General features: G+C 73.1%; 13 protein-coding genes. 5 read left to right on the forward strand and 8 right to left on the reverse strand.

All coding sequences use genetic code 11. The features are described 5' to 3' along the window. Positions 1–23 precede the first annotated feature (23 nt). From EV378_RS05850 to EV378_RS05860, 3 genes are all read right to left on the reverse strand, one after another. Positions 24–1,112, reverse strand: coding sequence for an acyltransferase family protein (locus EV378_RS05850; protein WP_165922157.1), 1,089 nt, complete (start codon positions 1,110–1,112; stop codon positions 24–26). Between the two features lie 175 nt (positions 1,113–1,287). Further along, positions 1,288–2,430 (reverse strand): homoserine O-acetyltransferase MetX, encoded by a 1,143-nt coding sequence (metX, locus tag EV378_RS05855; RefSeq protein ID WP_424511232.1) that lies wholly within the window; start codon positions 2,428–2,430, stop codon positions 1,288–1,290. 10 nt (positions 2,431–2,440) lie between these two features. Further along, positions 2,441–3,751 carry a bifunctional o-acetylhomoserine/o-acetylserine sulfhydrylase gene (locus EV378_RS05860; protein ID WP_132421685.1) on the reverse strand — a complete coding sequence of 437 codons (1,311 nt, stop codon included), beginning with the start codon at positions 3,749–3,751 and terminating at the stop codon, positions 2,441–2,443. Positions 3,752–4,014: 263 nt separating this feature from the next. Here EV378_RS05860 and yaaA point away from each other — a divergent pair, with 263 nt between their 5' ends. The 3 genes from yaaA to EV378_RS05875 all read left to right on the forward strand — a co-directional run bounded on the left by yaaA (position 4,015) and on the right by EV378_RS05875 (position 7,326). Further along, complete coding sequence (yaaA, locus tag EV378_RS05865; protein WP_132421686.1) at positions 4,015–4,821, forward strand: peroxide stress protein YaaA; 807 nt, start codon at positions 4,015–4,017, stop codon at positions 4,819–4,821. A 246-nt stretch (positions 4,822–5,067) separates the two neighbouring features. Further along, entirely contained in the window at positions 5,068–5,463 is a 396-nt protein-coding gene (locus EV378_RS05870) for an RIO1 family regulatory kinase/ATPase domain-containing protein (RefSeq protein ID WP_132421687.1), read from the forward strand. Positions 5,464–5,781: 318 nt separating this feature from the next. Then, a complete protein-coding gene (locus EV378_RS05875; protein ID WP_132427475.1) occupies positions 5,782–7,326 on the forward strand; it encodes a DEAD/DEAH box helicase in 1,545 nt (514 codons plus the stop codon). A gap of 110 nt (positions 7,327–7,436) precedes the next feature. On the opposite strand, the gene EV378_RS05880 is transcribed toward EV378_RS05875, so the two are convergent. Next, positions 7,437–7,904: a LapA family protein gene (locus EV378_RS05880; protein WP_243653304.1), complete on the reverse strand. Its 468-nt coding sequence runs from the start codon at positions 7,902–7,904 to the stop codon at positions 7,437–7,439. A 106-nt stretch (positions 7,905–8,010) separates the two neighbouring features. On the opposite strand from EV378_RS05880, the gene EV378_RS05885 reads away from it, so the two are divergent. Next, the gene (locus tag EV378_RS05885) at positions 8,011–8,943 is read left to right on the forward strand and encodes an SCO6745 family protein (RefSeq protein ID WP_132421688.1); all 933 of its coding nucleotides are present in this window, start codon (positions 8,011–8,013) and stop codon (positions 8,941–8,943) included. 21 nt (positions 8,944–8,964) lie between these two features. On the opposite strand, the gene EV378_RS05890 is transcribed toward EV378_RS05885, so the two are convergent. Beyond that, positions 8,965–9,429, reverse strand: coding sequence for a GNAT family N-acetyltransferase (locus EV378_RS05890; RefSeq protein ID WP_132421689.1), 465 nt, complete (start codon positions 9,427–9,429; stop codon positions 8,965–8,967). A 59-nt stretch (positions 9,430–9,488) separates the two neighbouring features. Between EV378_RS05890 and EV378_RS05895 the strand changes: the two genes are divergently transcribed. Further along, positions 9,489–10,868, forward strand: coding sequence for a mycothione reductase (locus EV378_RS05895; protein WP_132421690.1), 1,380 nt, complete (start codon positions 9,489–9,491; stop codon positions 10,866–10,868). A gap of 5 nt (positions 10,869–10,873) precedes the next feature. On the opposite strand, the gene EV378_RS05900 is transcribed toward EV378_RS05895, so the two are convergent. The 3 genes from EV378_RS05900 to EV378_RS05910 are packed head-to-tail and all read right to left on the reverse strand — an operon-like array spanning position 10,874 to position 12,385. Continuing rightward, the gene (locus EV378_RS05900) at positions 10,874–11,305 is read right to left on the reverse strand and encodes a type II toxin-antitoxin system VapC family toxin (protein WP_132421691.1); all 432 of its coding nucleotides are present in this window, start codon (positions 11,303–11,305) and stop codon (positions 10,874–10,876) included. Continuing rightward, a complete protein-coding gene (locus tag EV378_RS05905) occupies positions 11,286–11,519 on the reverse strand; it encodes an AbrB/MazE/SpoVT family DNA-binding domain-containing protein (protein ID WP_132421692.1) in 234 nt (77 codons plus the stop codon). The genes EV378_RS05900 and EV378_RS05905 overlap by 20 nt, the downstream gene beginning before the upstream one ends. A 50-nt stretch (positions 11,520–11,569) precedes the next feature. Continuing rightward, positions 11,570–12,385, reverse strand: coding sequence for a lysophospholipid acyltransferase family protein (locus EV378_RS05910; protein ID WP_132421693.1), 816 nt, complete (start codon positions 12,383–12,385; stop codon positions 11,570–11,572). Positions 12,386–12,598: the final 213 nt, after the last annotated feature.

A 12,598-nucleotide genomic window follows, 5' to 3' on the forward strand; every position in this document is an offset into this window, starting at 1 on the left:
CTGAGAAAGCGTGACACGCGAGCTCAGGGCGTCGCTGCTCCCGGTGCCGCGGGCCGCGGGAACGGCGACGGGCGGAGCGCGTGGGAGTGATCCGGCACCGGCCGGTACGCCAGCCGGGCCGGCAGGCCGAACAGCACTCGCGCCCCGGCGGCGTTCAACAGCCGGTGCAGCAGCAGAGCCGTACCGGTGACCAGCACCGCGAGCACGACGGGCGCGGCGTACTGGGCGGCAGCCGGGAGGTGCACGCCGCGCAGGGCGAGGACGGCCAGCGAGACCAGGAAGACGTTGAGCAGGTAGACCGGCAGCGTGTGCTGCCCGAGCGCGACCAGTGGGCGGGCGAGCCGGTAGCGGGCCAGCAACGCGGCGAGCAGGACGCCGAGCGTCACGGCGGCCACGTTGAACCCGAACGCGACGCCGGGGATCCACCGCAGGCCCAGCACGTCCGCACTCGCCACGACCATGCACCCGAGCCCCGCCAGGGCGACCGTCCACCAGCGGGCCCGCGCCGCGAGGCCCTCGACGAGCGGGCGGGCGTAGCAGCCCAGCAGGAAGAAGAACAGGCACCGCGCGATCAGCGTCCAGGTCTCTCCGCCGAAGTCGACGAGCCCGGAGCTCGCGCACACGCTGATCGCCCCGCTGACGGCCAGCTGCACACCGGTCGGGACGCGGCGCACGAGCTTGGCGAGCACCGAGAACAGCGCCAGCGCGTACAGGAACCAGCTCGACGATCCGGGGACCACCAGCCGGGACACCAGCTCCCCCGGTGTCGTGGTCATCGGGGTCAGCACCTCGGCGCCGGGGACGAGCTGGAACCAGCCGTAGAGCAGCAGGGTCCACAGCACGTAGAGGTAGGCGAACAGGGCGACGCGCTTGTGCAGGATCGTCCGCCACGACCCCGCGAGCGGCTTCGCCAGGAACAGCCCGGACGCGAGGAAGAACAGCGGCATGCGCAGCGACGTGATCGCGACGTCGGCCGCCCACACCGGCTGCGGCACCAGGTCGTACGGCACCAGGAACAGGACGATGTGGTGCACGACGACGAGCAGGATCGACATGCCCTTGGCCGCGTCCACCCAGGACACCCGCGCGGCGGCGGGAGCGCTCGCGCGCACCGCGGGCAGGGGAGTTGTCGCTGGTTCGGGCGAGTGAGAGCCCAGACGGTCTCGCATGATCGTCCTTTCAGCTGGGGAGCCGTACTGAAAGGCTAATCAAGGTGACCGAGCGCACCCGGCGTGGGGCTGAACAGGTGAACTCATAACGACCAAATCGGACGAGCAGTGCTGCCGATCAGGGGGCCGGCTGGTCCAAGAGGTCGGCGAGCAGGGCCGCGACACGCCCGGTCTCGATGAGGAAGCCGTCGTGCCCGTAGGGCGAGTCGATCACCTCGAGCTCGCCAGCGTTCGGCAGCAGCTCGGCCAGCTCGGTCTGCTCGGACAGCGGGTACAGGCGGTCGGACGTCACACCCGCGACGAGGCAGCGTGCCCGCACCCTGGCCAGCCCGGCCGCGACGCCGCCTCGGCCCCGGCCGACGTCGTGCGCGTTCATCAGCTGGGTGAGCCGCACGTACGAGCCGGCGTCGAACCGGCGCACGAGCTTGTTCGCGTGATGGTCCAGATAGGACTCGACGGCATAGCGACCGCCGTCGAACGGGTCCTCGTCGCCCTGCGGCTCACGGCCGAACCGGGTGGCCAGCTCGTACCCGGACCGGTAGCTCAGGTGCGCGATCCGCCGGGCGATGCCGAGTCCGCGGTGGGGGCCCTCGGAGGCCTCGTAGTAGTCGCCGCCATGCCAGTGCGGGTCCGAGCGGATGGCCTCGATCTGCGGGTTCGCCCAGCCGATCTGGTCCGCCGACGACGCCGCGGGCCCGGCCAGCAGCGCGAGGCGCCCGACCCGGTCGGGCTCGGTGGCCGCCCACTCCAGCGACCGCATCGCGCCCATCGACCCGCCGATCACACAGGCCCACCGGTCGATGCCCAGCGCGTCCGCCAGGTGGACCTCCGCCGTGACCGTGTCCCGCGGGGTGACCAGCGGGAACCGGCTCCCCCACGCCCGCCCGTCCGGGGCCGTCGACGAGGGGCCGGTCGTGCCCTGGCAGCCGCCGACGGCGTTCGGTGCGACGACGAACCAGTGCTCCGGGTCCAGCGGCAGCCCCGGCCCGATCAGCCCCGGCCACCACCCTGCCGTCGGGTGCCCGGGGCCTGCGGGGCCGTCGAGATGCGGGTCGCCGGTGAGCGCGTGCAGCACCAGCACCGCGTTCGAGCCGTCCGGCGCGAGCGAGCCCCACGTCTCGTAGGACAACCGCACGTCGGGCAGCTCCCCGCCCGCCTCCAGCTTCAACGACGAGGGGAGGTCGAGGAACCGCCGTCGGCCCGGGTCGTCCCCCTCCCGCCACGCACCGGTGACGGGAGGGGGACCCTGCAGATCGTTCACCACACCCTGATCATGCGCCCTTCGACGCCCGGAACCCGGCGTCGAGGTCGGCCTTGATGTCCTCGATGTGCTCGAGGCCGACCGACAGGCGCACCAGACCGGGCGTGACGCCGCTGGCGACCTGCTCGTCGCCGGAGAGCTGGCTGTGCGTCGTCGACGCCGGGTGGATGACGAGGCTGCGCACGTCACCGATGTTGGCGAGGTGGCTGTGCAGCTCCAGCGCGTTCACGAACTTGATGCCGGCGTCGTAGCCGCCCTCCAGCTCGAACGCCACGATCGCGCCGCCGCCCTTCGGCAGGTACTTCTTCTGCAGCTCGTGCCACTGGTTGGACTCCAGGCCCGCGTAGTGGACCTTCGCCACCTCGTCGCGACCCTCCAGCCACTCGGCCACGCTCTGCGCGTTCGAGTTGTGCCGCTCGATGCGCAGGGACAGCGTCTCGATGCCCTGGATGATCAGGAACGCGTTCTGCGGGCTGATCGCGGGACCGAGGTCGCGCAGCAGCTGCACGCGGGCCTTGATGATGTACGCGATCGGGCCGACGGCGTCGGTGAAGACGGCGCCGTGGTAGCTCGGGTCCGGTGTGGTCAGGCCCGGGAACTTGTCGGAGTTCGCGACCCAGTCGAACGTCCCGGAGTCGACGATGATGCCGCCGATCGACGTGCCGTGCCCGCCCAGGAACTTCGTCAACGAGTGGACGACGATGTCGGCGCCGTGCTCGATCGGGCGCACCAGGTACGGGGTCGGGACGGTGTTGTCGACGATCAGCGGGACGCCCGCCTCGTGCGCGACACCGGCCACGCCGGCGATGTCCAGGACGTTGCCCCGCGGGTTGCCCAGCGTCTCGCCGTAGAGGGCCTTCGTGTTCGGCCGGATCGCGGCCTTCCACTCCTCGAGGTTGTCGGGGTCGTCGACGAAAGTGACCTCGATGCCCATCTTCGGGAACGTGTAGTGGAACTGGTTGTACGTGCCGCCGTAGAGCGACGCGCTGGAGACGATGTGGTCGCCCGCCTCGGCGATGTTCTGGATCGCCAGTGCCTGCGCGGCCTGCCCGGACGCGACGGCGAGCGCCGCGGCCCCGCCCTCGAGCGCGGCGACGCGCTGCTCGAGCACGTCCTGGGTCGGGTTCATGATCCGCGTGTAGATGTTGCCGAACTCGGCGAGCCCGAACAGGTTCGCGGCGTGCTCGGTGTCGCGGAACACGTACGACGTCGTCTGGTAGATCGGCGTCGCGCGGGCGTTCGTCGTCGGGTCCGGCGCCGCACCGGCGTGGACCTGCTTGGTCTCGAACGACCAGTTCGCTGCTACGTCTGGATCGGTCATCGTGGAGAGCTCCTCGACACGGGGGTGGCCGCAGGTGCTCTGCGGCCACGGAACGGGATCCGCCTCGTTCGGGCGGGTGCGGCGCGCGCTCGCCAGAGGTCGGCGCGGGCACGCGGGACGGGCGCGGGGTCTATCGACAGGGGCGACAGACGGCGCTCGTGATCCGCATGCAGTCGACGTGCAGTCGAGCGACGAGGCAGGTCACGCCGGGAACCGTAGCGAGCCCGATGATCGGGCACAACGACCCGGATAGGGTCCGGGGCGTGCTCGTGCTGTTGCCGCCGTCGGAGACGAAGCGTGCCGGGGGCGACGGACCGCCGCTGCGCCTGGAGGAGATCACCCACCACGACGAGCTGGGCGCCACCCGCGCCGCACTCGTCGACGACGTCGTGGCGCTGGCCGACGACGTGCCGGCCAGCCGCGCGGCGCTCGACATCTCGGAGCGCCAGGACGACGAGATCGAGCGCAACGCCGCCCTGCGGGTCGCCCCGACGATGCCCGCGCTGGACCGCTACACCGGCGTGCTCTACGACGCCCTGGACGCCCGCTCGTTCACCCGCGCCACACGGGCACGGGCCCGGTCGCGCCTCGCCGTCGGGTCCGCGCTGTTCGGGCTCGTGCAGGCCGACGACCCGATCCCGGCCTACCGCCTGTCCGCCGACTCCAAGATCCCGGCCCGGGACCGCACCGGGGTCGGTCGCGGGCGGAGGCCGCGGGGTGGGGACAGCGCAGCACCGACGTCGCTCACGTCGCTCTGGCGCCCGGTGCTCGACCCGCTGCTGTTCCGCATCGCGTCCGGCGAGCTCGTCGTCGACCTGCGCTCCGGGGCCTACGCCGCACTCGGCCGGATCCCGCAGGCGGTCACCGTGAACGTGCTGGCCGAACGTCCGGACGGCACCCGTTCGGTGGTCAGCCACCACAACAAGACGCACAAGGGCGCGCTGGCCCGCCTGCTCGCGACGAGCCGCGCCGAGCCGTCCGACGCCTCGTCGATCGCGCGGATCGCCCGACGGGCCGGGCACACCGTCGAGCGCGACGGCGACCATCTCGACCTGGTGCTCCCGGCCTGAGCCCGGCAGGACGAGCGCCCCGCCGACGCTCGACGTGAACATGACGGTCGTGAACGCCCGCCGGAACAGCGCTGACGTTCATGTCGAGCCACCGCGACCGTCGACGAGCCCGCCCACCGTCGCCGTCGCGTCGCGCCGACCGAGCTCGACGGCCGGCACGACCCGGACGACGGCGCACCCGACCCGGACGGCCCGCCCGATGGCGACCGCTGGTCCACCTGGACCGAGGTCGGCACCGAGGTGCCCATGGAGTTCCTCGGCGAACCGGACGGCACGGGCGCGCCACGCCTGGCCGGTCTGCGTCCGGAGCCGGACGAGCTGCGTGATCTGTGGCACCAGCTCGGCGACGCGCTCGCGGCACTGGCCGACCTCGGTCTCGCGCACGGCGACCTCTCCGCCTACAACCTGCTGGTCCACCGTGGACGGCTGATGCTCATCGACCTCCCGCAGGTCGTGGACGTCATCGGCAACCCGCAGGGGCCGGACTACCTGGCTCGCGACGCCCGCCGGATCGGCGAATGGTTCCTCGCCAGGGGCCTGTCCGGAGGCGGGAGCGCTCCGGAGGAACTGCTCGCCGAGCTGCGCGAGCGGGCCCGGCTGGGGCCATGGGCCGCGACGTACGTGGGCCGGGCGGTAGGATGATCGTGGGTGCCCGGCCCCGTACGACCGCCGGGCCGAACGCTTCACCCCACATTCGGAGTGCGCGCGGCGACGACGCCGCGCCGCACCCGGGCCCGTCCTCGTGAGCCTGCGGCCGCCGCCCCGCGGCAGGCCTCCCTCCGCGCGACGTGCCACGTCACGGAGGTCTACTTGACATCCCCTGCACCCCGCCGTGCCCGCTCGTCCGGGAACCGGCCCTCCCGCGGTGGCCGCAGACGAGGCGGCGCACCCGCCCACGCCGCACCGCGGAAGCCGGTGGCACGCCCCGAGCCGCCGCTCTGGACCGTCCCGGCGTCCGGGATGCCCACGTTCGCCGAGCTCGGGCTGCCCGAGCCGGTCGTGCGCGCGCTGGCGGCCGAGGGGTTCACCGCCCCGTTCCCGATCCAGGCGGCCACGCTGCCGGACACGCTCGCCGCCCGCGACCTGCTCGGGCGCGGCCAGACCGGCTCCGGCAAGACGCTCGCGTTCGGGCTGGCGATCCTGTCCCGGCTCGCCGGTGAGCGCGCCCGTCCGAAGGCGCCGCGCGGTCTGGTCCTGGTCCCGACACGCGAGCTCGCCACCCAGGTCGTCGACGCGCTGGCCCCGTTCGCCGCCGCACTCGGGCTCCGCACGGCCGTCGTCGTCGGTGGGTTGTCGATGACGAAGCAGGTCGCCGAGCTGCGACGCGGCGTCGACCTGCTGGTCGCCACGCCGGGCCGGCTCACCGACCACACCGGCCAGGGCACCTGCGACCTGTCCGAGGTCACGATCACGGCGCTGGACGAGGCCGACCGGATGGCCGACATGGGCTTCCTGCCCCAGGTCCGCGCGATCCTCGACCTCACCCCGCGCGACGGCCAGCGGCTGCTGTTCTCGGCCACACTGGACAACGACGTGGACGCGCTCGTCGCCCGCTACCTGACCGACCCGGTCACCCGCGCCGTCGCCTCAGCCGCGGCGCCGGTGGAGACGATGGACCACCACGTGTTCCAGGTGGACGCCGCCGACCGCCTTCAGGTCGTCTCCGAGATCGCCGCCAGGGACGGTCGGACACTGTTCTTCGTGCGCACCAAGCACGGCGCCGACCGGCTGGTGAAGACGTTGCGCCGCAGCGGCGTCGCGGCCGGTCCGCTGCACGGCGGCAAGTCGCAGAACGCCCGCAACCGGGCGCTCGACGGGTTCCGGTCCGGCGAGGCGCCGGTGCTGGTCGCGACGGACGTCGCGGCCCGCGGCATCCACATCGACGACGTCGGGCTCGTCGTGCACGTCGACCCGCCCGCCGACCACAAGGCCTACCTGCACCGCGCCGGGCGCACCGCGCGCGCGGGCGAGGACGGCGTGGTGGTCACGCTGGCCACGCCCGACCAACGTCGGGAGGTCGACGACCTGACCCGCCAGGCGGGTGTCACGGCCACGGTCACGACGGTCGCGCCGGGCTCCCCCGCGCTGGCCGAGGTGACCGGTGCGCGGGAGCCGTCGGGCGAGCCGGTGGACCCGCCGAAGGCACCGGCACAACCGGCCGCGGGCGGCCGCTCCGGTGGTGGCCGGTCGTCCGGCACCCGCCGCGGCTCCGGCGGTACCGGTCGCGCGGCCGGCGAGCGCGGCCGGGGTGGCGGCTCGGACCGTTCCGCCGGCGGACGCTCCGACGGCGCCCGGCGCGGCTCCGACGGTGGCTCCCGCGGGACATCCCCGTCGCGCGGAGGCTCCGGCGCCCGCGACTCCGGCTCCCGCGGTCGTTCCGCCGCGAGCGCGCGGCCGGCGCCCGCGTCCGGTCGCGGCGAGGGCTCCCGGTCCGGAGCCGTGCGCATGTCCGAGTCCGGCGGCGGCTCGACACCACGCGGCGGAGGCCGGCGGCGCGGTCGCTGACGGCGACGTCGGCGTCGCGCTGCTCGGTGACCTGACCCGCGTCGGCCCGTCGGCGGCGCAGCGGCATCCTGCCCGCCGTGCGCCGGGACGTCGCGGCCACGCGGGTCCGATCAGACCCGGCGCCGCGCCGCACGTCGCAGCTGCAGGATCCGCCACGTCCCCGGGATCGCGACGAGCAGGATCCCGGCGATCGCGGCGAACAGCAGCGCGATGCCGGTGGGCAACGTGCCGCTCATCCAGAGGAACGTGATCTGCACCGGCTGCGTGTTCTGCAGGATGAACACCAGCAGCAGGACGCCGACGACGGCGGACAGCACCAGCCCCGCCCACCATCCGCCGATCCGGGACCGCTGCGGTCCGACGCGGGCGGGTCGGGTCGGGCTGTCGTCACCGGGAGTCTCGGTGTCACCGGCCGGGACGGCGACGGTGGGCTGCTCGGACACCGGCACCGCGACCGTCGCCCCGTCCTCGCCGGGTACCCGCATCGCGGGGTGGGTCGCCGGATCCGCCGTCGGGTCGGCCGGGCCGACGCGTCCGTAGGCCGGCGTGCCGGACCTCTCGCGCCGCTCGTCGTTCATCGCGTCCGTTTCCTCCCGCCATCCGGCACCCGGATCCCGCTCGCGGCAGTATTCCGCAGATCCGTCCCGGCAGTCCCGGGGACACGACAGCGACGAGGGAGTTGCCATGGACCACGAGGAAGCCGTGGAGATGTTCTTCGCCCCGGCACCGGACGGGACGAAGGACCCGCGGCCGGTGACCGACGGAGCCCCGGCACGACGGCTGCGGGACGCCTACGAGCCGCTGTCCATGCACGGCATCTGGGCGAAGCGGACCCGCGAGGCCCTGCACGCGCAGGGACACTCGTTCTTCTCCGGCTACATGGCCACCCGCCTCGGCGTGCTCGGGGACTCGGCTCCTGGCTGGCTCGTCGTGTCCGCGATCGCCGTGTTCGAGCCGTCGTTCGTGATCGACACCTGGGACCAGGCCCGGTCGATCACGGACCAGGCGACCGTCCAGGAGCTGCGCGACCGCGAGACGACCGCGAACCTGCGCGCGACGCTCGACGGGTACGCCGACGAGGCCGAGGTCGCCGAGACGGCGGCGATCCTGGAGCGGGCCGTGGAGGCGGTGCCGGTCACCGGTCGGCCGCTGTTCGCGGCGCTGAAGGCCCGCCCGGCCCTCAGCGACCCGTACGGCAGGCTCTGGCGCGCCACCGACCTGATCCGCGAACACCGCGGCGACGGGCACAACGCGGTCAGCATCGCGGCCGGGCTGCACCCGATCGAGATGGGGATACTGGCCGAGCTGTGGGTGGACTACGCGCTCGGCGAGTACAGCGCCACGCGCGCCTGGCCGGAGGAGGCCGCGAACGCCGCCGCACGCGGGCTCGACGAGCGTGGACTGATCACCAGCGCCGACACCGACGCGACGCTGACCGACGAGGGCCGCCGGTTCCGCGACGGCATCGAGGCCCGCACCGACGACAGCCAGGCCGCACTCGTCGCCGCGATCGGCGACGACCTCGACACGGTGATCGAGCGCCTGAACCGCTGGTCGGCGCGGTGCGTCGAGGCCGGGGCGTTCCCGCCGGACCCGCGCAAGCGCGCGGCCGGCTGAGGGGAGCGTGCGGAACGCACGTCAGCGCAGCGGAGTCCGCGACATCGGTACGTGTCCGATGCCGTCGTCGTCGACGTACTCGGCACCCGCCGTCACGAACCCGAAGCGCTCGTAGAACCCGACCTGCCGGGACTGCGCGTCCAGAACGCAGGGCTTCGACGCGGCCTCGGCCATCGCGGCGGTCATCAGCTGCGCGCCGAGGCCTCGGCCGCGGACGTCGGCCCGGGTGCAGACCCGCCCGATCCGGTAGCCACCGTCCGGCTCCTTGAGCAGCCGCAACGTTCCCAGCACGGCTCCGTCGGCGTCGGCCAGCCAGTAGTGCCGGGTGCGTTCCTCCAGGTCACGACCGTCCAGGTCGGGATAGGCGGCGCGCTGCTCGACGACGAACACGTCGACCCGCAGCCGCAGCAGCGCGTACAACGTCGAGCCGTCCAGGTCGAGCGCCCAGCTCCGGCGGACCGTCGCGGTCCGGGTGTCCACACTCACCCGGCGACAGGTACCAGACCGCCCGACGCGACGCCAGCGGCCCGGCTAGCCTCGCACCCGTGCGTCACCACGATCTCGTCGTCATCGGCACCGGCTCCGGCAACACGTTCCTCGACGAGCGCTTCGCGGGACTGGACGTCGCGCTCGTCGAGCACGGCGTCTTCGGCGGCACGTGCCTGAACGTCGGCTGCATCCCGACGAAGATGTACGTCTACGCCTCGGACGTCGCGGAGACCGTGCGCGAGGCGCACCGCTACGGCGTCGACGCGAACATCGACAAGGTCCGCTGGACCGACATCCGGGACCGCGTGTTCGGGCGGATCGACCCGATCTCCGAGGGCGGCAAGGACTACCGGATGAACCGGAGCCCGAACATCACCGTCTACCTCGGACACGCGCGGTTCACCGGCGAGCGGGCACTGACGATCGAGAACGTCGACGGCACCGGGTCCGAGGAGATCACCGCGGACCGGGTCGTCGTGGCCGCGGGCTCCCGGCCGTTCGTGCCGCCGGTCGTCGCGGACTCCGGCGTGCCGTTCGAGACGTCGGACACCGTGATGCGGATCGACGCGCTGCCGGACCGCATGACGATCCTGGGCGGCGGCTACATCGCCTCCGAGTTCGCGCACGTGTTCTCGGCGCTCGGTGTCGAGGTCACGGTGATCGCGCGCAGCCCGAAGCTGCTGCGCCACCTCGACGAGACGATCTCCGAGCGGTTCACCGAGATCGCCGCCCGCCGCTGGGACGTCCGGCTCGGCCGGAAGATCACGTCCCTGTCCGGCACGGCCGGGGACATCCGGATCACGCTCGACGACGGCGCCGAGATCGAGGCCGGCACCCTGCTCGTCGCGGCCGGCCGGATCCCGAACGGCGACCGGATGGACCTGGACAGGGCGGGCATCGCCGTCGAGACCGACGGGCGGGTCGCCGTCGACACCTACCAGCGCAGCACGTCCGCCGACGGTGTCTGGGCGCTCGGCGACGTCAGCTCGCCGCACCAGCTCAAGCACGTCGCGAACCACGAGGCGAAGGTCGTGGGGCACAACCTGTCCCACCCGGACGCGATGCGCGAGACCGACCACGACTTCGTCCCGGCCGCCGTGTTCACCGACCCGCAGATCGCCTCCGTCGGGCTCACCGAGACCGGGGCCCGCGACGCCGGGTGGGACGTCACGGTCAAGGTGCAGAACGTCGGCGACGTCGCGTTCGGCTGGGCGATGGAGGACACCACCGGCCTGTGCAAGATCGTCGCAGAGAAGGGCACCGGGAAGCTGCTCGGCGCGCACCTGATCGGCCCGCAGGCGTCCACGCTGATCCAGCCTCTGATCCAGGCCATGCAGTTCGGGCTGGACGCGCACACGATGGCCGTCGGGCAGTACTGGATCCACCCGGCCCTGCCCGAGGTCGTCGAGAACGCCCTGCTCGGCCTGGAGATCTGAGCGCGTCAGCCGACGAGGACGACGTCGACCTCGAGCGCACGGTAGGTGCCGAGGGCGCGGCGGTCCCGGCTGACGAGCGGGACGCCGGCCTGGACGGCCGCCGCTCCGACGAGGGCGTCGTACACCGATCCGCCGGACAGTCCGGCCGCGGGGAGCCGCTCCAGCAACGACGCGGCGCGATCCGGGTCGAGGAAGACCGTGTGCGGGAAGTTCGCTCCGAGGAGGCGGGTGACCGCTGCCGCCGTACGACGACTCGGTGGCGGAAGCCGGGTGAGCACGGAGAACGTCTCGAAGGCGGCATGGCCGGCCAGTCCGATGCGTCGGCCCTCGACGACGACACGGCAGGCCGCGCGAGCGTCGTGGTCCGCCGTGCTGAGAGCGACGGCGACGCTGGTGTCGACGAGGAGCTCCGGGCCGTCAGCGCTGGTCGGCGTCACGCAGTGCCTGCACGTCGTCGTCGGTGATCGACGATCCCGACGCCGGGATCAGCAACCACCCGTCCTGCTCGTCCAGCGAGTCGTCGGCCGCCGGGCGCACCCGTAGGTCGGCTCCGTCCGCCTCGACGTCGACCTCTCCGGGAACGAGACCCAACCGGTCGCGAAGCTGCTTCGGGATGACCAGCCGTCCGGCACCGTCGATGGTTGCTTTCATGCCTGGACGATACCGGCGACGATGCCGGACGTGCGGCGCGGGCCGGTCCGTCAGCTCGCCGGGCGCTCCTCGGCAGGGGCGTCGGCGACGGTCGTGCCGGGAGACGCGCCCGTGGCCGCGTCCGGGTCGAACGGCTCGACGGGCGGCGTCTCCCCGCGCAGGTCGGCGAGCAGCGCCGTGACCTCGTCCATGATCTTCCGGGTGCAGGCGTCCATCGTCGTGCGCGTGAGCGGCTTGTCCCGGAACTCCGAGATGTCGATCTCCGGGCCGAGCACGACGCTGACCCGCTGCTTCGGCCAGAGCCTGGGCCTGCCCTCGGCGGGCAGCGCGGTCTGGCTGCCCCAGTTCGCGATCGGGTAGACCGGCGCACCGGACTTGAGTGCGATCCGGGCGACGCCGTTCTTCGGCCGCATCGGCCAGCCGGCCGGGTCCGCCGTGTAGGTGCCCTCCGGATAGACGGCGACGAGCTCGCCCGCGGACAGCGCGTCGATCGCGCCGGCGAACGACTCCCCCGCCCGCTTCGACGCCCGGTACACCGGGATGTGCCTCCCGCCCGCGAGCACCCACTTCACCACCGGCACCGACCACAGCTCGGACTTCGCCATGAACCGCGGCATCCGGCCGTGCGCGACCCCGAACGCGATGTCGAAGATCGGGTCGGAGAACGAGACGTGGTTGCCGACCAGCAGGGCCCCGCCGGTGCGCGGCAGGTGCTCGCCGCCCCGCCAGCCGAACCGGGTGCCCCACATCACGAACGGCCAGATCACCTCGATCGCCAGACCGAACCAGAACCCGGACGTCCGGCGGCGCCGGAGCAGGGTGTGCCGGATCCGCTGCCACACGGTCAACGGTTCGGGAAGGGACATCGCTGGGTTCACTCCTGCAGGGTCGGCCCGCGGACAGGTCGCCGGCATCCGTAGTCACCCCCATCTTCGCTCACCATCGGTGGTCGGATCGAGCGAGCCGGGAGAGGATCGTTCCGGCCGACCACACGCGTGTGAGCTGCGTCCCACGGCTCATCCACAGCGAGGCGGTCGACCCGAATGTCCGGGTGAGCGAGTCCCGGCGAGATCGACTGC

This window comes from Pseudonocardia endophytica (genome assembly GCF_004339565.1).
Classification (GTDB): Bacteria; Actinomycetota; Actinomycetes; order Mycobacteriales; family Pseudonocardiaceae; genus Pseudonocardia; species Pseudonocardia endophytica.

Coding starts and splice junctions, on each gene's coding strand:
- EV378_RS05905 (WP_132421692.1), bottom strand. CDS start 11,519: ATGAAAGCAACCATCGACGGTGCCGGACGGCTGGTCATCCCGAAGCAG.
- EV378_RS05875 (WP_132427475.1), top strand. CDS start 5,782: ATGCCCACGTTCGCCGAGCTCGGGCTGCCCGAGCCGGTCGTGCGCGCG.
- EV378_RS05880 (WP_243653304.1), bottom strand. CDS start 7,904: ATGAACGACGAGCGGCGCGAGAGGTCCGGCACGCCGGCCTACGGACGC.
- EV378_RS05885 (WP_132421688.1), top strand. CDS start 8,011: ATGGACCACGAGGAAGCCGTGGAGATGTTCTTCGCCCCGGCACCGGAC.
- EV378_RS05870 (WP_132421687.1), top strand. CDS start 5,068: ATGGAGTTCCTCGGCGAACCGGACGGCACGGGCGCGCCACGCCTGGCC.
- EV378_RS05860 (WP_132421685.1), bottom strand. CDS start 3,751: ATGACCGATCCAGACGTAGCAGCGAACTGGTCGTTCGAGACCAAGCAG.
- EV378_RS05910 (WP_132421693.1), bottom strand. CDS start 12,385: ATGTCCCTTCCCGAACCGTTGACCGTGTGGCAGCGGATCCGGCACACC.